Source organism: Paenibacillus sp. FSL R5-0636, from assembly GCF_037974255.1.
GTDB lineage: Bacteria > Bacillota > Bacilli > Paenibacillales > Paenibacillaceae > Paenibacillus_AQ > Paenibacillus_AQ odorifer.
In genome coordinates this window covers 6,161,457-6,182,981 of sequence record NZ_CP150232.1, presented here as the reverse complement: position 1 = coordinate 6,182,981, position 21,525 = coordinate 6,161,457, and the positions used below count along the sequence as shown (strand labels likewise).

Annotated in this window: 21 protein-coding genes; 15 read left to right on the top strand and 6 right to left on the bottom strand. The window is 46.0% G+C overall.

The window, feature by feature from the left end; translation table 11 throughout:
* Nucleotides 1-59 precede the first annotated feature (59 nt).
* Genes MKX34_RS28260 through MKX34_RS28250 form a run of 3 tightly spaced genes read left to right on the top strand, consistent with a single transcriptional unit; the run spans nt 60 to nt 1,639 of the window.
* A complete protein-coding gene (locus MKX34_RS28260) occupies nt 60-398 on the top strand; it encodes an STAS domain-containing protein (protein ID WP_036680220.1) in 339 nt (112 codons plus the stop codon).
* Nucleotides 399-416: 18 nt separating this feature from the next.
* A complete protein-coding gene (rsbW, locus tag MKX34_RS28255; protein ID WP_036680217.1) occupies nt 417-872 on the top strand; it encodes an anti-sigma B factor RsbW in 456 nt (151 codons plus the stop codon).
* Nucleotides 869-1,639 carry a sigma-70 family RNA polymerase sigma factor gene (locus MKX34_RS28250; RefSeq protein WP_036680216.1) on the top strand — a complete coding sequence of 257 codons (771 nt, stop codon included), beginning with the start codon at nt 869-871 and terminating at the stop codon, nt 1,637-1,639. Before rsbW ends, MKX34_RS28250 begins: the two co-directional genes overlap by 4 nt.
* Before the next feature lie 185 nt (nt 1,640-1,824).
* On the opposite strand, the gene MKX34_RS28245 is transcribed toward MKX34_RS28250, so the two are convergent.
* The 3 genes from MKX34_RS28245 to MKX34_RS28235 all read right to left on the bottom strand — a co-directional run bounded on the left by MKX34_RS28245 (nt 1,825) and on the right by MKX34_RS28235 (nt 4,823).
* The gene (locus tag MKX34_RS28245; protein WP_036680215.1) at nt 1,825-2,157 is read right to left on the bottom strand and encodes a DUF5665 domain-containing protein; all 333 of its coding nucleotides are present in this window, start codon (nt 2,155-2,157) and stop codon (nt 1,825-1,827) included.
* Nucleotides 2,158-2,305: 148 nt separating this feature from the next.
* Nucleotides 2,306-2,803: a YtxH domain-containing protein gene (locus MKX34_RS28240; RefSeq protein WP_038573324.1), complete on the bottom strand. Its 498-nt coding sequence runs from the start codon at nt 2,801-2,803 to the stop codon at nt 2,306-2,308.
* A gap of 253 nt (nt 2,804-3,056) precedes the next feature.
* A complete protein-coding gene (locus MKX34_RS28235) occupies nt 3,057-4,823 on the bottom strand; it encodes a glycoside hydrolase family 13 protein (protein WP_305953667.1) in 1,767 nt (588 codons plus the stop codon).
* A gap of 447 nt (nt 4,824-5,270) precedes the next feature.
* Between MKX34_RS28235 and MKX34_RS28230 the strand changes: the two genes are divergently transcribed.
* The 4 genes from MKX34_RS28230 to MKX34_RS28215 all read left to right on the top strand — a co-directional run bounded on the left by MKX34_RS28230 (nt 5,271) and on the right by MKX34_RS28215 (nt 10,089).
* On the top strand, nt 5,271-6,617 hold the full coding sequence (locus MKX34_RS28230; RefSeq protein ID WP_076179349.1) for a maltose ABC transporter substrate-binding protein: 1,347 nt from the start codon (nt 5,271-5,273) through the stop codon (nt 6,615-6,617).
* Between the two features lie 18 nt (nt 6,618-6,635).
* Nucleotides 6,636-7,943: a sugar ABC transporter permease gene (locus tag MKX34_RS28225; protein ID WP_076297130.1), complete on the top strand. Its 1,308-nt coding sequence runs from the start codon at nt 6,636-6,638 to the stop codon at nt 7,941-7,943.
* Nucleotides 7,940-8,776 carry a sugar ABC transporter permease gene (locus MKX34_RS28220; protein ID WP_036680210.1) on the top strand — a complete coding sequence of 279 codons (837 nt, stop codon included), beginning with the start codon at nt 7,940-7,942 and terminating at the stop codon, nt 8,774-8,776. Before MKX34_RS28225 ends, MKX34_RS28220 begins: the two co-directional genes overlap by 4 nt.
* A 308-nt stretch (nt 8,777-9,084) precedes the next feature.
* On the top strand, nt 9,085-10,089 hold the full coding sequence (locus MKX34_RS28215) for an asparaginase (protein WP_076297129.1): 1,005 nt from the start codon (nt 9,085-9,087) through the stop codon (nt 10,087-10,089).
* A gap of 130 nt (nt 10,090-10,219) precedes the next feature.
* On the opposite strand, the gene MKX34_RS28210 is transcribed toward MKX34_RS28215, so the two are convergent.
* Complete coding sequence (locus MKX34_RS28210) at nt 10,220-10,444, bottom strand: DUF1128 domain-containing protein (RefSeq protein WP_036680203.1); 225 nt, start codon at nt 10,442-10,444, stop codon at nt 10,220-10,222.
* A 144-nt stretch (nt 10,445-10,588) separates the two neighbouring features.
* On the opposite strand from MKX34_RS28210, the gene yyaC reads away from it, so the two are divergent.
* The 7 genes from yyaC to MKX34_RS28175 all read left to right on the top strand — a co-directional run bounded on the left by yyaC (nt 10,589) and on the right by MKX34_RS28175 (nt 19,228).
* Complete coding sequence (gene yyaC, locus MKX34_RS28205) at nt 10,589-11,113, top strand: spore protease YyaC (RefSeq protein WP_254924643.1); 525 nt, start codon at nt 10,589-10,591, stop codon at nt 11,111-11,113.
* 108 nt (nt 11,114-11,221) lie between these two features.
* Nucleotides 11,222-12,028 carry an alpha/beta hydrolase gene (locus MKX34_RS28200; RefSeq protein ID WP_036680199.1) on the top strand — a complete coding sequence of 269 codons (807 nt, stop codon included), beginning with the start codon at nt 11,222-11,224 and terminating at the stop codon, nt 12,026-12,028.
* Nucleotides 12,029-12,222: 194 nt separating this feature from the next.
* On the top strand, nt 12,223-12,894 hold the full coding sequence (locus tag MKX34_RS28195) for a DUF6483 family protein (RefSeq protein WP_036680197.1): 672 nt from the start codon (nt 12,223-12,225) through the stop codon (nt 12,892-12,894).
* Entirely contained in the window at nt 12,894-13,712 is an 819-nt protein-coding gene (locus tag MKX34_RS28190) for a PhzF family phenazine biosynthesis protein (protein ID WP_249267772.1), read from the top strand. The genes MKX34_RS28195 and MKX34_RS28190 overlap by 1 nt, the downstream gene beginning before the upstream one ends.
* Before the next feature lie 88 nt (nt 13,713-13,800).
* Nucleotides 13,801-14,991 carry an SAM-dependent methyltransferase gene (locus tag MKX34_RS28185; RefSeq protein WP_081384002.1) on the top strand — a complete coding sequence of 397 codons (1,191 nt, stop codon included), beginning with the start codon at nt 13,801-13,803 and terminating at the stop codon, nt 14,989-14,991.
* A gap of 1,575 nt (nt 14,992-16,566) precedes the next feature.
* On the top strand, nt 16,567-17,529 hold the full coding sequence (locus MKX34_RS28180; RefSeq protein WP_339203919.1) for a hypothetical protein: 963 nt from the start codon (nt 16,567-16,569) through the stop codon (nt 17,527-17,529).
* A gap of 367 nt (nt 17,530-17,896) precedes the next feature.
* On the top strand, nt 17,897-19,228 hold the full coding sequence (locus MKX34_RS28175) for a hypothetical protein (RefSeq protein ID WP_339203917.1): 1,332 nt from the start codon (nt 17,897-17,899) through the stop codon (nt 19,226-19,228).
* Here MKX34_RS28175 and MKX34_RS28170 read toward each other — a convergent pair.
* Nucleotides 19,217-19,873: an SdpI family protein gene (locus MKX34_RS28170; RefSeq protein ID WP_076224259.1), complete on the bottom strand. Its 657-nt coding sequence runs from the start codon at nt 19,871-19,873 to the stop codon at nt 19,217-19,219. The genes MKX34_RS28175 and MKX34_RS28170 overlap by 12 nt on opposite strands.
* Entirely contained in the window at nt 19,873-20,211 is a 339-nt protein-coding gene (locus MKX34_RS28165) for an autorepressor SdpR family transcription factor (protein ID WP_051491108.1), read from the bottom strand. Before MKX34_RS28165 ends, MKX34_RS28170 begins: the two co-directional genes overlap by 1 nt.
* A gap of 216 nt (nt 20,212-20,427) precedes the next feature.
* On the opposite strand from MKX34_RS28165, the gene MKX34_RS28160 reads away from it, so the two are divergent.
* On the top strand, nt 20,428-21,186 hold the full coding sequence (locus tag MKX34_RS28160; RefSeq protein WP_076100948.1) for a glucose 1-dehydrogenase: 759 nt from the start codon (nt 20,428-20,430) through the stop codon (nt 21,184-21,186).
* Nucleotides 21,187-21,525: the final 339 nt, after the last annotated feature.

Genomic DNA, 21,525 nt, shown 5'->3' with positions numbered 1-21,525 from the left:
TTCAAAGGTAGGACTATGAGGTTATTAATATAGAAAATATTTATCAGGAGAGATCGTCTATGAACACGCATAAAAGTAATAAGTTTCACGCTAAGACAGAGACAAAAGAAAATGTATGTACGGTTTTCCTGAATGGTGAACTTGATCTATCCGTTGCTTCCGATTTCCGTTTGGTAATGGAGCCGCTTGTAGGGGATACGAAGCATGATTTAGTAATAAATCTTAAAGAATTAAAATACATCGATAGCACGGGTATTGGTATTCTACTTTCGATCCTGAAATCAAGACAAGGTATGGACGTTAAGTTTATGGTTGAGGATGTTCCTCCCCAAATTCAGAAGCTGTTTGACATGACTGGTATTACCAAGTTTTTTGCCTCCCAAGAGAATTCCCACTAGGAAAGGATAGAACAAAGAATGAGTGATGATGTGCAAAAAGTAATTCTTCAGCTGCCGGCTAGCGCAGAGTATGTGGATATTGTTAGGTTAAATTTATATGGTATTGCTTCAAAAATGGGCTTCACCTACGAAGATATTGAAGATATGAAGGTAGCTGTATCAGAGGCGTGTAACAATTCAGTATTGTACGCCTATGGACAACAAGACGGAATGGTTGATGTAATCTTTGAGGTGGGTGAAAGTGCCTTATCCATTACAGTCAAAGACGAGGGGGAGAGCTTTGACGGTTTGGAAGACTCGTCCAGTGAGCGTATGACACTGCATGATAAAGAGTTGAGTGACGTTCAGGTCGGCGGTTTAGGGTTCTACTTAATGCAAGCGTTGATGGATGACGTGAGCGTCGTAAGTGAGGCCGGAAGAGGGACGGTAGTAACTTTGAAGAAGCACCTTAACTTTAGCGAGGAAAAGGTATGAGTGATAAGGTGACTCCCCCCGAGTCCATGAATGAAGCAGTCACCCAAATTTGGGAATATCAGCAGACTAAGGATAATGAACGCGCAACAGTGCTGATACAGAAATATGAGCCTATGGTAAAAATGGCTGCTGGAAAAATTTCTCGCAACCGCCCCGACTTGTATGAGGATTTATATCAGGTCGGGCAAATGGCGCTCATCCGGTTATTACAGCAATATGATATTAGCCTTGGAATCCCTTTTGAGCCCTATGCGATGAAAAGCATGATTGGACATATGAAGAATTTCCTACGTGATAAATCTTGGTACATACAGGTACCTAGACGGATTAAAGAAAAGGGAGCACTTGTTCAACATGCGATTGACGAACTAACAGTGAAGCTGGAACGTTCGCCTGCGGTGGATGAGATTGCTCATTATCTTGATTTGTCTGTTGAAGAAACTGTAGAAGTACTGGCGGGCAGAGAATGTTATCATTACGTCTCCCTAGACTCGCCCCTTTCTCAAGAGGAGACAGGAGCTACACTAGGCGAGCTGATCAGCTCTGACGCAAATGATTACGAGACCGTAGAGAAACGTATGGATTTACAACAAGCACTAGGTCAATTGAAGGAACAGGAGCAGCAGGTGCTGCTGTTAGCGTTTCAAGATGGACAATCCCAGCGGGCGATCGCCCAGAAGCTGGGGGTATCACAGATGAGCGTTTCACGCATACAGAAGCGGGCCACTGAGAAGTTAAAGCAGATTATGGCCAACTCTTCCTATTGAGTTCCTGTATGGGTAGTATACATTTTCGACGATAAGGACATGCCTCTCTCCGCTGACTGGAGACCCGCATGTCCTTTATTTGTATACTGTTGTAGACTTATTCCCCCGCTTGTCCGTCCAACCTAGAGGATTAGACGGACAAGCGGGGGAAGCGGTCGTTGGGGAATAGATCGATAGTCTTGCGGTTAGCTATTAGCATCAATGTATTTTTTAATTTCGCCAAGATACTCTCCGATTACTGGAACATTAAGAAAAAGACTAAGAATGTAGCCTAATAAACCAAGGACTACAAATGTTCCGAGAGATAGTCCAAGTCCCCGAGATATACCGGCCATCAGGTTTGTGATGATTCTTTTTTTCGGATCTGAATAGTTGTCGAGAATGTCCTTGAATTCTGATTTTTCCAGTGAGTGAGCGATCTTATCAAGACGACTGTTTAAGCGTTTCACTTCATGTCGCAACTCGAAAGGATGTTCATCAATTTCATAAGGTTTTGTTTGGTTATTTGAATCTGCCATGCGCCATCCCTGCTTTCTATAGCCCGAACGGGCATTAATTAAATGTCTAGTTGTATCTGCTGATGTGAATAAAGGTATAACTAAACAACAGCCAGCTGCGGTCAGCTGGCTGTTGTTTGTTAAAGTGATAGCTGTATGATGCCGCAGATTAGTAATTGGATTTATAGGAGGATTTTACATCCTCTTTCGCATCCTTAGCCTGATTGGCAACCTCTTTAGAGGATGCTTTGGCTTCATCAGCTACGTCTTTAGAGGCGTCTTTAACATCCGAGCTTACATTGCTTGAGGCTTCACTTACAGTGTCACCAATTTTACTTCCAGCCTCTTGAAGAGTGGCGGCAATCTGTTGTTTGCTGTCACTGACAGTGGTATAGATATCAGAGGCTTTATCTGATACCGTACTAGCCAAATCGGTTGCTTTTTCGCCAACTGTTGTCGCAATAGCTTTGGTTTTGTCAGTTACGGCACCAGCAACTTCTTTGGTCTTGTCTGTAGCTAGAGAAAGTTTATCTGACAGATCACTGCGCATTTCACGGCCAGGCTTTGGTGCAAATAGCAGGGCTGCTGCGGCACCAATTAAGCTACCAATAAAGATACCTTTTAATAAGCTGCTTCCGTTCTCTACTTCATGTTCTACGTTACTCATCACCAATCACTCCTTATAATTTATCTTACTTCGTATATAAACTTTGGCGTATGGGCTGAAACAGTTGAAGAGCAAGGGGGAGATTACGGGAGGTTAAGGGAGGATACGGTAACCTAGATGGCTTTAGGTCATATAAACCGCGTTTTTGAGGCTTTATCAACATTTGTTTATGCGCAAAAAGAAGGGCGAAGACAGGCTGTGATATGCAGCATATGTCTCCATCCTTCTACGATTGAATTTAGAATGTTACGGATTAATCATTAACGGCTTGGAGTACCGCATAGCCGAATTCAGGCAGATTCAGATACAGCTGGGATGTGGAGGATTCAGTCCGCTTCTGCGTCTTTAGGTTTACCCATATCATGTCTGCCCCGGTTACAGGAATGATGACATCGGCCATAACATCTTCATTATTCAATACGATTATGAATCGGCTTTGTTTGTCCCACCGCTCATATACAAGCAGCTTTGGATAACCCGGAATCTCCAGCGCTTTAAATCCACTGCTCCGGAATGCGGGATGAGATTTACGAAGGCTGATCGTCCAGCGATAGTATTCGAGCAATTCTTGATTCTGTTTCTGGGAGTCCCACTCCATGCATTTTCGGTTGTCCGGGTCGTATCCGCCATCCATGCCGATTTCATCGCCATAATAAATACAGGGTGCTCCCTGAAAGGTCATCTGGAACAAAACGGCCAGCTTTAACTTCCTGATGTCACCGCCACAAAGTGTCAGGAAACGAACTGTATCATGGCTGTCTAGCAGATTAAAGGCGGCTTCCGTAATTTGTTGCGGATAATTCGCTAGCATAGTAGCAATCGACTGAGAGAATTGTGCAGCATTGATCTGTCCGTGGGCGAAAAAATTAATTTGAATATTCGTTAGCGGGTAATTCATAACGGCGTCAAACTGATCGCCAAGCAGCCACGGCAAGGAATCATGCATGATTTCTCCTACGAGATAGGCCTCTGGATTAACGCTTTTGATCGTACTGCGGAATTGCCGCCAGAACGAATGGGAGACTTCATTTGCGACATCAAGCCGCCAGCCGTCTATACCGATTTCCTCGATCCAATAGCGGCCTGCATTCAGTAGATATTCTATGACTTCAGGATTCTCAGTGTTGAATTTAGGCATGATAGGCTCGAATGCAAATGTGTCATAGGTGGGAATTCCGTCGATGACCTGTGGCGGCCACTCGCGTACATGGAACCAATCGGCATAACGCGAAGATTGCCCGTTCGCGAGCAGATCAACAAACGGCGGGAAGGTATGGCCGCAATGATTAAAGACACCGTCCAGGATGACACGGATGCCTTTGGAATGACAGGAGTCCACAAGCTCTTTCAGCAATGTGTTGGTGCCAAAATGAGGATCGACCAAGTAATAATCTTCTGTATCGTATTTATGATTGGTGGTTGCCGCAAATAGAGGATTAAAATATATAGCATTGATGCCCAATTCACAGAGATAATCCAAATGATCTAGTACACCCTGCAAGTCTCCTCCGAAGAAATTCCGAGGACTCGGTGTGCCGCCCCATTCGAGTACATCTGTCGGATCGTTGGTGGGATCACCATTCGCGAAACGCTCCGGGAATATTTGATAAAATACTGCATCTTTCACCCAAGATGGAGGGGAGTGCACATCTTCACGATTCAAAAATGGAAAGTCGAACAGACCCTCATATACAACAGCAGGTGGCTCTGGATAAAATCCTTTTTCCAAAAAATAAAGAACTTCGTCTTTGTTATAAAGCGCAAAGTAATACGCGAGTCTGCGGTAAACAGGACGGACGGAGGCTTGCCAGTAATCGAACAAGCCGTCAGAAGCGAGGCGCTGCATTGGAATGACCTCATGCGTTTTGTCCCAGCCAAATTTATCTCCACAGAAAAGGTCGATCTGTGATACGTTGTCCCGCTTAGTTCTTAGGCGAATATGAAGTGTAGACTCATCGTAGGCATATGACCAATTTTGTCCCATACGGTGATAAACGGCTTCCGGTTGAATCATACTCATTTTCCATCCCTTCGGGCATGTAAACGCAAAAAAGGGCCAACCTCATGATTTTCAGAGGTTGAACCCTTGGCGGTTTCATTGCCTTTAAATTTGTCTACATCTTACCATAACCCTCAAGAGCAAAGCAAGAGGTTATTTCACAATAATTTACAATATGGAATATTTAGTATGTGGTAGGAATAAAGAGAAAATAAGAGAAAAGATAAGATAAACTTTGTTAAACCGTCTTGTTTGGACTTATACCCTGATTGCAATCAAAATTATGGATATTATAGAATGAGGGCGAACGAACTTGATTTTTCATAACACGCATTCAAATTAAAGGCACTGTTACCTGCAAAGGTACAACCTCGGCACTTTGTGCAAATGAGGTTGTACCTTTTTTTATATGCTTTTTTTCAATGCGGGTTAGGTTTAATCACTCATGATCGAAGGGGAGATGAGCAAATGAAGAAGAGTAAACGTTCCAAAATGCAAGCGGTAACATTTAGTTTAGTCCTATGCCTGCTGTTAACTTTGACGGTCACCGCATGCGGTTCTGGCAATGGGAACTCCGCATCAAAGCCGAATTCGAGTCCGAATTCCGCAGTGAACGAGCCGGGGGGAACCACAAATGAGACAAATACCGAAGAGAAAACCACTGATGAGGAAATGAAGCCAGAAGCAGGGGCCAAACTTATGGTCTGGGAAGCCAAGGAGCAGCTTGAATACATGAAGCAGGTAGCTGCTGATTTCGAAAAAGAATATGGTGTTCCCGTCACGGTTGAGGAAATGGCGGGTGGCGATCAAGGCGCAAGACTGGCGACGGATGGTCCGTCTAAACTTGCTGCAGATGTGTTGACTCTGCCCCATGACCAGATCGGGCAAGCCGTAAAAGCAGGGCTGCTTTTGCCAAACGATGTTTTTGAGGAAGAAACCAAATCAACGATGGTGGCAACAGCCGTTCAGGCATCGTCTTATGATGGCATTCTTTACGGTTATCCTAAATCGGTGGAAACCTATGCGCTGTTCTACAACAAGGACCTGATTCCTGACGCTCCTAAAACGTGGGATGATGTGATTGCTTTTGCAGATACGTACAACAATCCGAAGGAAAACAAATTCGCAATCATGTGGGAATTCGTCGGATATTACAGCTATCCGTTTATTGGCAGCTTCGGCGGATATATTTACGGAGACAACAATACGAATTTCAAGGATATTGGATTGAACAATGAGGGCACTATCAAAGGATTTACGTTTCTGCAGAGCCTCAAAAAAATTCTGCCTTTGAATGCAGGAGATATCACTTATGACGTGAAAACCCAATTATTCCAAGAAGGTAAGCTGGCGATGAATATCGATGGGCCATGGTCCATAGCGGCGTTTAAGGAAAATGTTAACCTGGGTGTGGCTCCTCTTCCAAAGGGACCTGACGGTCAAGACAGTCTTTCTTTCTCCGGTGTCAAATCGTATTATGTTAACTCATATACGGAATATCCGGTCGCAGGCCGTTTGTTCGCACATTTTGCAAGCAACAAGGAGAACCAGCTTAAGAACTTTGAGATGACGGGAGCGATTCCTGCGAGTATAGAGGCTGGAGAAGCGCCGGAAATCAAAGATGACCCTATTATTGGCGGATTCTTCGAGCAATTCCAAAATTCCGTTCCAATGCCTTCCGTTTCAGAAATCAAATCCGTCTGGGAACCCCTAAAAGCAGCGTTTGTGTCCCTGTGGAACGACTCGAATCTTGATGTTAAACAGACGCTGGATAAGACTGTAACCACGATTCAGGCCGATCTGGAGTCGAAGTAAAGGGCAGGTGATTTAACCATGAGGAAAAAAACAGGCGCAGCGTTACTCTCGGCTATTATTCCGGGACTGGGCCAGTTCTACAACCGGCAGTGGCTGAAAGGATTGGTATTCCTGCTGGTGGGGTCTGCTGGAATCTTCTATATTGCTCATGATCTGATGGGACATTTGCATGGCTTAATTACGCTTGGGGAATTTCCAAGCCGTATGGTCAAGGTAGGCAAATTAACCCGGATGGTGGAAGGCGACCACTCCATTTTTATGATGATCAATGGGCTAATGGCATTGCTGGCGCTGCTCTTTTATACAGCTTTTCATTTACTGAACATCAGAGATGCATTCCTAGTTGGAGCTGCACGGGACCGGAAAGAGCCCATTCATTCATTCGCTGAATCGCTCAGAGCTATGGGGCGGAGGAATTTTGCCTATCTTGTCCTCGCGATTCCCTTTGTGGCCGTGGTTTTTCTGACGATATTACCACTTGTTTTTTCGGTGCTACTGGCGTTTACGAACTATGCCGACCCGATTTTACCGCCAGCACATCTGGTAGACTGGGTGGGTTTCGGTAATTTTAATAAAATGCTTAGTCTGGATGTCTGGAGTTCCACCTTCGGTGGAGTGCTGACTTGGACCTTGATCTGGGCGGTTATTGCTACTGCGACGACTTACATTGGAGGTGTGCTCATTGCAGTACTTATTCACCAGCCCCGTGTCCGCTGCAAAAAGCTTTGGCGCACACTTCTGATCGTTCCGTTCGCTATTCCCAATATGATTTCTCTGCTCGTCATGCGCAATATGTTCAATAATCAATTTGGACCGATCAATAGTTATTTAAGAGCCTTGGGATTGGAGGGGGTGGCCTGGCTAACCAATCCTTTCTGGGCTAAGGTCACTGTAATTCTGGCTAATATGTGGATCGGTATTCCGGTGACCATGATTCTGGCCTTCGGGGTGCTGACAACAATTCCGAGGGATATGTATGAAGCGGCAGAAGTAGACGGTGCTGGGTCATTTTATAAATTCCGCATGATTACGCTGCCCATGGTATTGTTCGCAACCGCACCTATCCTGATTATGCAGTTTGCCGGCAATATTAACAGCTTTAATGTCATTTATCTAATGACTAACGGAGAACCGGTTAATCCCAACTACCAGTACGCGGGCCACACTGACTTGCTGGTGACTTGGCTTTATAAACTGGCGCTGAACCAGTCGCAGTATAGCTTTGCTTCTGTCATCGGGATTGTCATCTTCCTGATGGTCGCGACATTCTCCATCTGGAGCTACCGGCGGACGCGGTCCTTTAAAGAGGAGGATATGATTGCATGAAGCTAAGACTGACGGAAGCGTTAAAAACGTTTGGAAGCCATTTATTGCTGATTGTGCTCAGTTTTATTAGTCTTTTCCCAGCCTTCTGGATTATTATGTCTTCGTTCAAAACAGGAAACAGTTTGTTCAGTGACTCATTGATTCCTAAGAATTTTACCTTTGTTCATTACAAGGAACTGTTTGAGCAAACTAAATATTTGTTATGGTTCATGAATACGCTAAAGATTGCGGCGTTGTCTACGCTGCTCGGCACCTTTTTGCTGCTGCTGACTTCGTACGCCATTTCTCGTTATCGATTTACGGGCAGAAAAACTACACTAACCGCGCTCCTGGTTCTGCAGATGTTTCCGGGATTTATGGCTATGATTGCAGTTTACGTGCTGCTGAACACACTTGGGCTACTGAATTCTCATTGGGCACTTGTGCTCGTATACAGCAGCGGCGCTATTATCACGAATGTTTTTGTGGCTAAAGGTTTTTTTGATACGATTCCTAAAAGCTTGGAAGATGCTGCGCGAATGGATGGGGCGAGCCATATGAAAGTATTCCTTTCTATCATGATCCCGTTATCTAAGCCGATGCTCACCTATGCCAGCCTTATGATTTTCAACGGCTGCTTTGTGGATTTTATATTCGCCGACCTTGTATTGCGCACGGAGGATACAAGAACGCTCGCCGTTGGGCTTTACCGTATGGTGAACCAGAGCAACTCAACCGAGTTTACGTTGTTCGCTGCCGGAGCGGTATTGGTCGCTCTCCCAGTCACGCTGCTGTTCATTTTCCTACAGCGTTTCTTGGTGGATGGCCTCACCGCAGGTGCAAGCAAAGGATAAGGCGAACTGCGCTACCCTTGTGAAGCTACGCTGAATTCGATAAAAACCGCTTTCTACTCAGAGATTAAGCTTCTGAGAAGGAAGCGGTTTTTTATATTTTATCCGGTTTCTATAATCTTCTTGGTGTGGACAGGATTGAAGAATAATGAAAATAGGAGTAGAATTCCTCATGGAACCAACACTTAAGGGAGTTTGTGGAGTACTCAAAAATCCCCGGAGCACGGGGTTATTTTCTAGCATTTATTAAATGAGAATACTAATAAGTCCTTGTGAGTTATAGAGCATCTAGAGAAAAGAGGAGAGATATCATGGAAACCGTATTAGTACGAGAGTATCGGGCGGATTTGCTGGAATGTGTCCATAGTGGGCATATTGCCATCGTAGGAGAGAACGGAAATTTAAAGGGGTATGCAGGTGATCCGGAATTTGTATCGTTCACCCGTTCAGCTGCTAAACCCCTTCAGGCTATTCCAGGCGTACGTGGGGGGATCGTGGAGCATTACGGCTTTACTCCCGCAGAGGTTGCCCTGATGACCGCCTCTCATCGGGGAGAGAGCTACCATGTTGCTGCGCTAGAGAGCATATCCTCCAAGATTGGCATCGATGAGCAACAAATGATCTGTGCAACGAGTTACCCGCTGGATTATTCCAGCAGGGAGAACGCCATTCGTGGTGCGGGCAAAAGAAAGTTCTATCATAACTGTGCGGGCAAGCACATGGGCATCTTAGCTTACAGTAAGCTCAAAGGTTTGCCGCTTGAAGAATACTCACAGCCGGAGCAAACGGTGCAGCGTGAGATTATCGACACCATTGCTTATATGGCTGGTGTGGCCCCAGACAGCATCGGTTTAGGTACGGACGGATGTGGACTTCCGGTATTTGCTCTGCCTCTGACCGCCTTGGCGACAGCCTATTTGAAATTAGCCAATCCGGATTTGATTGCAGATGAAGCTACTCGCAAAGCGGTTACTACTATTACAACGGCAATGAATGCTTATCCGGAGATGGTTTCTGGATCTGGTCGCCTTGATTCTATTCTTTTGGAAGATGATAATATTATTGCTAAAGGTGGATTTAAGGGTGTGTATTGCTTCGGTTTACGCCGTGAGCGACTGGGGATTGCCTTCAAGATTCTGGATGGGTCGGAAGAAGAGTGGGGACTTATTGTACAGGGAATTTTAAACCAAATTGGTTATAGTCAGAAAAATACCTTGGAAAAGCTGCGCAATGCATTTTCAGGCGTGATTTACAATGACGGGGGTACACGAGTAGGCCATGCGGATACCGAGTTCAAGCTTAATTTCATAAAGTAGGATCATATAAAAAGAGCCCTTCGACTACGAATCCATCTTCTGGATACGCAGCGAAGGGCTTTTTTCTACGAGAAGCGGTGGTCATCTTTAAAGGACGGCAACATCGTTTCTTCTTGTATAGGGAGAACTATTATTTATGACGTAGACGGCCGAGTTCGGAGACGAGTGCTTCCACCTGAGAAATACTCAGTCTGTCGCTGCCCATGGCTACCTCATATACATCATAGATATCTTCATAATGATCTACTGAAAAAGCGGAGGCTTGCATCGCCGCAGCACTGGCCATTTTTAATTTGTTTTTGATAGCCTCGATCATATACTCAACATTTTCCTGACTAGGCTTTGTTAAATCCATTAGGTTAAAACATCCTCTCTGTATACTGATTCATGTATTTTACCATGTTTGGCAGCTTGACCACCATTTTTTTGTCGGGTTCACTGAAATCATGTTAAATTAAAGGCATGAGATCAAAAAATATCATCGAAGGGAGCAAATGTATTGGCAATCAGAGAACAGGGAAGCGGAAAACGCATTAAAATGGACGATGCTGGACTGGTGTCCTTTTTCATGGAAATAGCTGCTCTGCATTCCGCCGAGGAAGTCACGTTTCTTTGTATCGGAACAGATCGATCTACAGGAGATGCACTCGGTCCGTTGACGGGCAGCAAACTTGTGGAACATGGCTTCCGACATGTAATCGGTACGTTGCCGTCTCCTTGCGATGCAGATAATTTGGTGGCCAGAGTGGCTGAGATTCCCTCCGGGCATATTGTAGTTGCGGTAGATGCATGTCTGGGCCCTCCGATCGCGCTTGGATATTACTTCGTTTCGAGTGAGCCACTGCTGCCTGCACAATCGGTGGGGGCAAATCTTCCAGCCGTAGGTCACTATAGTTTGGCGGCCGTTGTGGATATGAATGGCCCGAAACCTTATCGGACGCTACAGACTACTCCACTGCATAGAGTGATGGTTATGGCAGAACATATCGCTATAGCGGCAGTAAAAGGATTCGGACTCCAGTAGTACCCATTGGGCACTTAAAAATAAGCTGTCCGTTTCAAGGTGAGCTGTTTTGCTTAATAATAGATATTAGACACATTATCTTAGTATTCTAGAAAGAGGGAAGCAGCCATGGAAAGAGTTCGTTGTGACGGAAGCAATATATGCTACAGTGATCAGGGGAAAGGCGAAGTTATTGTATTGCTGCATGGCTTTTGTGGAAGCGCTGAATATTGGGAACAAGTCATTCCTGTCTTAAGCAGCGGCTACCGAGTGATTGCTCCCGATTTACGTGGTCACGGAGCTTCGGAAGCTCCACTAGGACCTTATAGTATTGAACAAATGGCAGATGATGTTCTGGGTCTGTTAGATTCGCTGGAGATTGCTGAATGCATCATGCTTGGTCATTCGCTTGGCGGATATATTACGCTATCGTTTGCTCAGCGTTATGCTTCTCGATTGAAAGGCTTTGGATTAATTCATTCTACTGCTTATCCAGATAGTGAAGAAGCTAAGGAAAAACGACTGAAGAGTGTCAGCGCGATTCAAAATGAAGGGATTACTCCTTTCGTAGACAGCTTCGTACCAGGCTTGTTTGCTGAAGCAACCGCTTCTGCATCCCCACAGCTGCTGGAGCGCGCTAAAGAAATCGGCTACAAAACGCCTCCACAAGGAGCAGCAGGAGCTGCACTGGCGATGCGTGAGCGTCCAGATCGACGGGATGTAATTACGGCCACTACGTTGCCGGTATTGCTTGTTGCTGGCGAGCAGGATGGATTGATTCCTGCTGAACGAACCTTTACTGCGGATAAGCCAAATGTAACGCAAGCAACGATATCGGGTGCAGGCCACATGAGTCTTTTTGAAGCTCCTGAACGGTTAGCCGAGATCATTAAGGATTTTGTCCAGGCTTCCGTTTTAGATAATAGCCGCGTATAAAAAATCTTCTACAAAGAGGCAGCACGGCGCCATTCTGGCGTGTGCTGCCTCTTTCTTTTAGGGCTATCTAATTATCTGGTATTCTCCTTAACTGGCATAGAATTCGGCAATGGTTTAAGATAAATCAATAGAATAATTTAAGTGGTATGAGTCCTGTAGTTTTTGCTACCACAGTACGGAAAAGGAGGATGTGCATGTTTCGAAGAGACTATATTGTCCGGATGATCGAAGATATGACGGCGATGGTTGCCAAGGTACTTACTCTAAAGCAGGAACGGAAGACGACAGAAGCTTTATGGGAAATCGATGAGCTGTTGAACCGGCATTTTCCGCTGAATTCACGTCTTTTAAATTCACTATCTGTAGAAGATATCATAGATATGTTTCGTTTTGGCGGTGTGGTTGAGTCCGATAAGCTTCAAGGTCTGGCCAAACTGCTGAAGGAAGAAGGCAGTATTTATGCCGCAAATGGCGATAAGGATGCAGCATTATTTAGAAGTATGAGAGCCTTACATTTATATTTGTACGCGGATCTTCACGGTGCAGACCGGGAGCTGCTGCATATGACTCAGGAAATGGATGAACTCTTGCAGGATGTGCAGGCCTATCGGCTCCCGGCTAAAACGGAGCGGCTACTGATGGAGTATATGGAGTCGGTAGGGCGATATAGTAAAGCGGAGGACAGCCTCTACCGGCTGTGGGAGCAGGGAGAAAATGTTGTAATAGAAGGGGATAAGCTATACAATCGACTGCTGCTCAAGTCATCTGCAGAATTGGAACAAGGTACTCTTCCTCTGGAGGAAGTAGAGCAGGGGTTAAAAGAGTGGGGCAGGATAACAGCGATACGAAAGGAATCAGGAACCTGATGAATACGATGAATATCCCTTTATATATTATCGATGCTTTTGCAGAACAGGCTTATTCAGGCAACCCTGCGGCGGTATGTTTACTGGAGCATCCCGTCGATGAAGGTTATATGCAGAAGACAGCAGCGGAAATGAACTTGTCAGAGACAGCTTTTCTCTGGCCAGAGGAAGATGGATATCGCCTGCGCTGGTTTACACCTAAAGTTGAGGTCAAGCTATGTGGTCATGGGACTCTAGCAAGTGCACATGTATTATGGGAGAGGGGACTGCTAGCTCCTGATATGGAAGCAAGGTTCTATACACGCAGTGGGTTGCTCAGAGCTTCTCGTTCAGGAGATTTGATCTCACTGTACTTCCCGCCTTATCAGCTTCAACCCTCTCCTGTAATTTCAGGTCTCGCAGCAGCGCTTGGTATTGCAGAAGCGAATGTGGTGGAAACTATGCGATATGCTGACAATGTGCTTGTACGACTGGATCAGGAAGCACGGGTTCGCGAACTCAGCCCTGACTTCGGAGCTTTATCCGGGCTTGAAGGGAGAGGCTTCGCGGTTACCGCAGAAAGCTCTATCGAAGGTATTGATTGTGTATCACGTTTTTTTGCGCCGAAGGTAGGAGTGAATGAGGATCCGGTAACAGGCTCAGCGCATACTGCACTGGCACCTTTTTGGGCGGATAGACTCAATCGTACGCAGTTGACCGCTTATCAAGCTTCGAAACGTGGAGGTTTGCTTCAGTTAGAGGTAAGTAAAGACCAGATTAAGATGTCTGGGCGAGCATTAACTATAGTTAGTGGAGAGCTGCATGTTAAGCCCTGCTAGAACAAGGAACGCCCCTTGTTAACACGTGATATAATGAACGATGATGGTTAGGAGACATAGATTCTCCATTTTTAATCCCGAAAGTGAGATGTGCGTTGTGGAATCTTTAACAGCTCTAATTGAACAACTAATTAACGACCGTACTTTGATTACAGCTACCCTAAGTCAAGTGCGTTATAAAGGCGAAAATTGTACCAAGGTGCAGGTTAAACCTGTTGAACTAAAGGGTAAGCTGCATTATCAGTTTGCGTCCTATATTGGTACAAAGGTAGAACATCGCAACGTACCCGCAGAATTGGCGGCGGAAGAGATATCTCTTTTATTTAGAGAAACATATCGGCAAGGCTTGTTGTGTACAGTAGAAGCCGATTATCAGGTGCTTATTAGCAAAAAATTCAAAGTATCAATCCTAACTAAGTCTCCAAGTAAAAAAGAAGAGCCGGATCTAGCTCACAACCGCCGCAAACGTTATGTGCTGGAGGATGGAGAGCCTGTGCCATTTCTGGTGGAGCTTGGCATCATGAACAAAGAAGGCAAAGTGCTGGCCAAAAGATATGATAAATTTCGGCAGATCAATCGTTTTCTGGAGATGGTAGAGGACGTGCTTGCCGATCTGCCAACCGGCCGACCCTTGACGATTGTGGATTTTGGTTGTGGAAAATCATATTTGACCTTTGCACTGTATCACTATCTGACCGTTCGCAAGAAGCGGGAGCTTAATATCATTGGATTAGATTTAAAAGCAGATGTGATTGAGCATTGTAACGAACTTGCTGCCAAAATCGGTTATGATCACTTGAAGTTCTTCGTGGGTGACATTGCTGAGTACAATGAGCTGGAGCAAGTAGACATGGTGATCACACTTCATGCTTGCGACACAGCTACCGATGCTGCCCTTGAAAAAGCAGTACGTTGGGGAGCGTCTGTAATTTTATCTGTGCCTTGCTGCCAGCATGAATTATTCGCACAAATCGAAAATGAAGTAATGAGCCCTATGCTTTCGCATGGCATACTGAAAGAGCGTTTTTCTGCCTTGGCTACAGATGCCATTCGCGCCAAATTGCTCGACATGATGGGCTATAGCAGCCAGCTGCTGGAATTCATCGATCTGGAGAATACGCCGAAGAACATTTTGATTCGTGCCGTTAAGAGTTCAGCCGGGGACAACTCCGTCAAATGGCGCGAATACACCGCATTCCGCGATTTTCTGGGAGCAAAACCCTACCTCGAACGCGTATGCGCTGATCTGCTTCCCACTGGGAGTTCGGTAGAAGGGTAGAGGGTATTAAGGTAGAGAGCGTAGAACGGTAGGACTGTAGCATGGTAGAACGGTAGTACTGTAGAATGGGCACTTATAGGTGCAGGCTAATTCGATCAGTTGTGCTTTTTACAACTATATAGCATTTTTAATAGGAAATTGGATAGTACAGCTAGTGCGATCTAATGGTTAGGACGGTACGGCTAGTGTGATCTAATGGTTAGAACGGTGCAGCGAGTGCGATCTAATGGCGAGTTGGTTTAGTTGTACTTTGTGCAATTAAATATGCTCAGAAGCTGCGTTTTAGTGATTTAGTTGCACTTTGTACACTTAAAAACGAACAATACTCTGCATATGGCGGGATTCACGAAAAACAGTTGCACAAAGTACAATTAAAGTGGAAGTAAGCATGGAAAGTACAGGGTTAGTTGTACTTTTTACAACTATATAGCTTTTTTGAATGGGAATTCGGATAGGCAGCTAATGCGATCAAATGGTTAGGACGGTACGGCTAGTGTGATCTAATGGTGAGGACGGTACGGCTAGTGCGATCTAATGGTGAGGACGGTACGGCTAATGCGATCAAATGGTGAGGACGGTACAGCGAGTGCGATCTAATGGCGAGTTGGTTTAGTTGTACTTTGTGCAACTAAATATGCTCAGAAGCTGCGTTTTAGTGATTTAGTTGCACTTTGTGCACTTAAAAACGAACAATACTCTGCATATGGCGGGATTCTCGAAAAACAGTTGCACAAAGTACAATTAAAGTGGAAGTAAGCAGCGAAAGCACGGGATTAGTTGCACTTTTTACAACTATATAGCTTTTTTGGATGGAAATTCGGATAGGCGACTAATGCGATCAAATGGTGAGGACGGTACGGCTAATGCGATCAAATGGTGAGGACGGTACAGCGAGTGCGATCTAATGGCGAGTTGGTTTAGTTGTACTTTGTGCAACTAAATATGCTCAGAAGCTGCGTTTTAGTGATTTAGTTGCACTTTGTGCACTTAAAAACGAACAATACTCTGCATATGGCGGGATTCTCGAAAAACAGTTGCACAAAGTACAATTAAAGTGGAAGTAAGCAGCGAAAGCACGGGATTAGTTGCACTTTTTACAACTATATAGCTTTTTTGGATGGAAATTTGGATAGTACAGCTAGTGCGATCTAATGGTTAGGATGGTGCAGTGAGTGCGATTCAATGATGAGGACGGTACGGCTAGTGCGATCTAATGGTGAGTTGGTTTAGTTGTACTTTGTGCAACTAAATATGCTCTGAAGCTGCGTTTTAGTGATTTAGTTGCACTTTGTACACTTAAAAACGAACAATACTCCCCATACGGCGGGATTCTTGAAAAATAGTTGCACTAAGTGCAATTAAAGTGGAAGTAAGCAGCGAAAGCACGGGATTAGTTGTACTTTTTACAACTATATAGCTTTTTTGAATGAGAATTCGGATAGTACAGCTAGTGCGATCTAATGGTTAGGACGGTACGGCTCCTTTGTGGAGAGGTATCGTCTTTTTGCGTTCTAGTCTTGTATAAGGGAAATGTGGAAAGGATAGAGATAAATTAACGAGTACAGGGGTATCTAAATGTGGCGTTTTAAAAAAGACCGGAATCTGGAATCATCAATTGCATATATTTGTGGAGCCTTAGTGATAGCGGCTGGTGTGGGTGCTTGTTTGTTGCGGGGATTGTTTTTTACTGAGGAGATGTATCCCTTTCTAACCTTATGGTTTGTGCTGTGTTGTGCGTGCTCGCTTTATTATCTTGTTGGGGTTGGTGCATGGAGAAAAAGTGGGGGAGGAGTAGGTGCAGGTGCAGGTGCAGGTGCAGGTGCAGTAAGAGGTATTACGGGAGTCAATGGAGTTAGTGAAGTTAGTGGAGAAAATAGAGCGTTAAGAATATTATTAAGCGTCCCTTTAATTATTCTATCGCTTTATGTGATTCATTGGCTGTGCGGGCCACTTTCTTCCCAGGGAACTATGAATGAAATGCTGCGGTGGGGCTTGTATGCTAGCTTTGCAATATTGGTTTGTTTTTGTGCGGTGAACCGGGTGGGACGCCGGATTTTAAATGTAATTTGGTCTATGCTGGGTATGACTTTATGCCTGAGCGCTTTATTGGCTGTGTGTGGAGTGGTAAAGTTGCCTTTCGCTGTGGCCTACAGCAATTCAGCAGAAGTGAGCGCCACAGGGGTTAGATTAGCAGGATTGATGGAATATCCGAATGCTTTTGGTGCTGTGATGGCTGTTTTTCTGCTGGAACGGCTATTTGCTGTTGCTGTTTATTATGGGGATCCAAAAAAGAGCGCGAATATGTTGGAGGCAAGAAGTGTTGGGCTGGGGATGGAGTGCGCAGATGAGGAACGGAGGAGCAGAGGGGAAGAAGGCGTAGAAGCGGAGCAGGGAAAAGCGGGAAGCACGACCGCCGCGCTGCTGCGCTTGCTGCCGCTGTTCCCGTACACCGCCGCGCTGCTCCTCACCGAGTCGCGCGGCGCATGGCTGACGGCGGCTTGCGCCTGCGCCGCCGTCTTGCTCTGGAAGCGCGGCTAATCGCGCCGCTTCTTGCTGCTGGCGCCGCGCCCGTGGCCGCCGCGGCGCTACTCTACCGCCAACTGGCCCGTGCCGGGTTGGCGGTAGAGCCAGTGCCCGGCCTGCTGTTGCTGGCCGGGCTTTGGGCCGGCGCGCTGCTAGCCGGCCTATGGCTGTGCCGCCGCCAGCGCGGCGCGGCGGGCACTGCCCGAGCCGCCATGCTGGCATTGGCGGCGGCAGGTTGGACGGCGGCGGGGATCGCCGTCCTCCTGCACGTGCGCGAGCGGATCACCGGACCGTCATCGACGGTATCCGCGCGCGGGCTGTTCTACCGCGACGCCTGGCGGCTAGCGGCAGAGGCACCTTGGCTGGGACGTGGGGGTGAGACTTGGCGGCATTCATACCTTGCCGCCCAATCTCTCGCCCTTATGTGGGCAGCCAGGTGCATAATGGATACCTCGACATCCTGTTGAACTTAGGATTCGTTGGTCTTGCAGCCATACTCCTTATGCTGTTGGCAGCAGGCTGGCTGCTGGCTACTAAATCGCCGCGGTTGCTGCCGCCGTTTCTGGTCATCGTCTTACACAGCGTCGTTGATTTTGACTGGAGCTACGGATTATTTTGGTCGCTGCTATTCTGGTCGCCAGCGATTGCTCTGGCTGAGCATAAGCAGAAACATCAATCTGCGTCTACCCATCCTCAGTCTGAGACCAAGCTGTCAACTCACTCCACATCCACGAACCCGCTCACCAATGTCACTACACCTGCGAATCCACTAATCGCTCACTCCACATCCACGAACCCGCTCACCAATGTCACTACACCTGCGAATCCACTAATCGCTCACTCCACATCCACGAACCCGCTCACCAATGTCACTACACCTGCGAATCCACTAATCGCTCACTCCACATCCACGAACCCGCTCACCAATGTCACTACACCTGTGAATCCGCTAATCGCTCACTCTACATCTACGAACCTGCTCACCAACGTCACTACACCAGCGAATCCGCTAATAGTTTACCCTACATCCACGAACCCCCTTACCAATGTCACTACACCAGCGAATCCGCCAATCGCTCACCCCACACCCAAGAATCCGCCCCAAATCCGTCTTCGCCGACTAATCGGAACTGCGGCATGTTGTTTTTCGCTTCTGCTGGGGGTGCTATCTTTTCACGCCGCTCAAGGAGAGAAGTTCTATCGACAAGCGATTATGTCGGTGGATCCTTCGGTGAAGGTAGAGCTGCTACAGCAATCGCTGGGTTGGAATCCCCGGTCACCTCGAACGGCTATAGCATTATCTAGGCTGCTCTCGGGTGAACAGAGCGTGAGTCTGCTTCGGCAGAGTCTGTTGTATTCTCCCGAGAATGCCAGCTTAAGCTGGGAGCTGGCTGAAGTATGGATGAGCAGCGACCATCCGGGGGCAGCGTTATATTGGATAGGCCAGAGCCTTAAGCTGGATAAGTACAACAATGCCAAGTGGGTGAAGGCGATTGAAGGGATGCTTCTTATGGGGCAAAAAAAGCTTGCAGAAGGAAAGCGAAAGGAAGGCCTAATCTGTGTCGCCTCTGGGAATGAACTTCTTTTGAAATATAGAAGGTTGGCAGAAGAGGAGGCTAATAAAGGAGGGCAACATAATGACCGCGAGTTCCGAATGACAGAACAAGCCGACGACTTGAGTCGACGGCTTAGTATGTTTGCTTTACGATTTTAGCGGACGTGAAATCATCCAGGAGTAGAGAATGGGCACGATAATTGCAAGTACGAGTGCCGTAATAATAAGAAGCTGAGACAAGGCTCCGCTCAAAAAGGCTCCTGCAAAAATAAGTAGGCCACCGATCATCCACATTATCCCGGATAGGCGATGTGTTTTTCGCCATACCTCGGGGTTGGCGAGTGTCCAGGCTGTACGAACCCCAAACAAGTAATTATCTTTTACCTGTGGCATGTAATTGCCGAGAGCAATAAACATTATTCCGACAGCTCCTATGGCGATCTTCCCAACGTTTATATCTTTACCTAGACCGTAAGCAATCGACAGCACCAGCATTAGATTAAAAAGCACCCCAATAGCAAGTCTGCTCATGGCATAGGCGTTTTCGAATTTTTTGTAATTTTCCCGCTTAGGATCGATGCTGCGTGTGAACTGCATGATTAGCGGGAGCACAATCCCTAAGATTCCGAACACAAAAATAGCAATATTTTTGTCCCAGTATCTGTTGACCTTACCCGTAATTCCAAACTGTGCTGGTAACTCCTGCGGCAGCTTGCTGTAATTGATCAGAGCGTAGGCTAATGTAGCTAAACCTAATACTACTATTAGGGTATCCTGCCATCTCCATTTGAAATCTTTCATCATTAATCCGCCTCCTTTTTGGAATCGATATCCTGACGTTGCTGCTTTCCGTCCAGTGATTTACTCTCCGTCTCCGTTTGCTTTCCTGTACCAGTGAGCTCCAATAACCAACCGAGAACCTCTTCGAGGACTGTGGTGTTTAGCGAGTACATAATAAATTGTCCTTTTCGCTCATCCTGTACCAGATCGGCATGCTTCAGCGCATTCAGATGGTGAGAAATGCTTGGCTTAGACATGTTGAAAAAATCTGCGATTTCACCTGCGGTTCGATCTTTCTCCCTTAGTAACCGAATGATTTGGCGACGGGTAGGATCAGCTAGTGCTTTAAAGGATTCATTCATATTCCACCCTGCCTTTCGATATTTAAATAATTATCTAAATATATAATAGCTCTTCACTTTCATAGCTGTCAATGCAGTATTCACTTAGCAATAGCGTGTGTAAAAGTGTCACCGAATCTTTAAAATTAACTGCCGTCCAAAGCCGACTCCTGTTAATACTAACGATGGGCATGCATTCCTTGATGCACCGAACATACGATGCAGAGGAGCAGATATATGATACTAACCAATAAAGTCGCAATTGTTACAGGTGCAGGATCGGGGATTGGAGAAGCGATTGCTCTTCTTTTTGCCCAACAGGGGGCTAAAGTGATTGCTGCGGATATCCATCTGGACAATGTAGAAGCGGTGGCCAAAAAGGCAGAAACGGGTGAGGGACACGGAGTTATCTATCCCGTAAAGGCAGATGTCTCGAAGGAAGAGGACACACAGCGAATGATTGATGCCGCAACCACACAGTTTGGAGGCCTTCATATCCTTGTTAACAATGCCGGTATTATGGATAAAATGACGCCAGCGCACGAGATCACTGATGACATGTGGGAGCAGGTGCTTGCGGTCAACGTAACCGGTCCGATGAGAGCCATTCGTAAGGTTTTGCCGATTTTTATGGCACAGGAAAGCGGATGTATCATCAATGTAGCCTCTATTGGCGGCTTAGCGGGCTCGCGTGCGGGAGTGGCTTATACTTCCTCTAAACATGCTGTAATCGGGATGACCAAAAATATAGGATTTCAATACGCTAAGCTTGGAATTCGCTGTAATGCCATAGCGCCGGGCGGAGTAAAGACAAATATTGATCTGTCTGATCCAAGCCCTTTTGGGAGTCAAAAAGCGGGCGAAGGAATGGCGTCGATGCCACGGACAGGGGAAAGCAGTGAGATTGCTTCGGTAGCCTTATTTTTGGCTTCAGATGCTGCAAGCTTTTTGAATGGGTCGGTGATAACGGCTGATGCCGGTTGGATGGCTTATTAATTGAGCGCAGATAAAAAGGTGTTCATTTTCCCTTTATTGGTGGAATTTGTTCACCTTTTTTGTTTATGCCTGTTACTCAAACTCTTTTTAAGTGTGGATTGGAAGATGGAAGCTGCTTACCACGTAAGTAGAAGTGATAAGGTTGCTTGTGCTAGAATAGGCTAAGAGAAACTGGAAAATATAGCAGAGCGGCAAAGCTTTTAAAAATATAAGAAAGTATAAGATTAGTATCTATGCTTTTATGTTCTTATATTTCACTCGCTTAAACGCTTAGCGTCTTATAAAGATGCCAAAGGCGATTAGCTTGATACATGTAGCCATATTCTGCGGAAAAGGGAG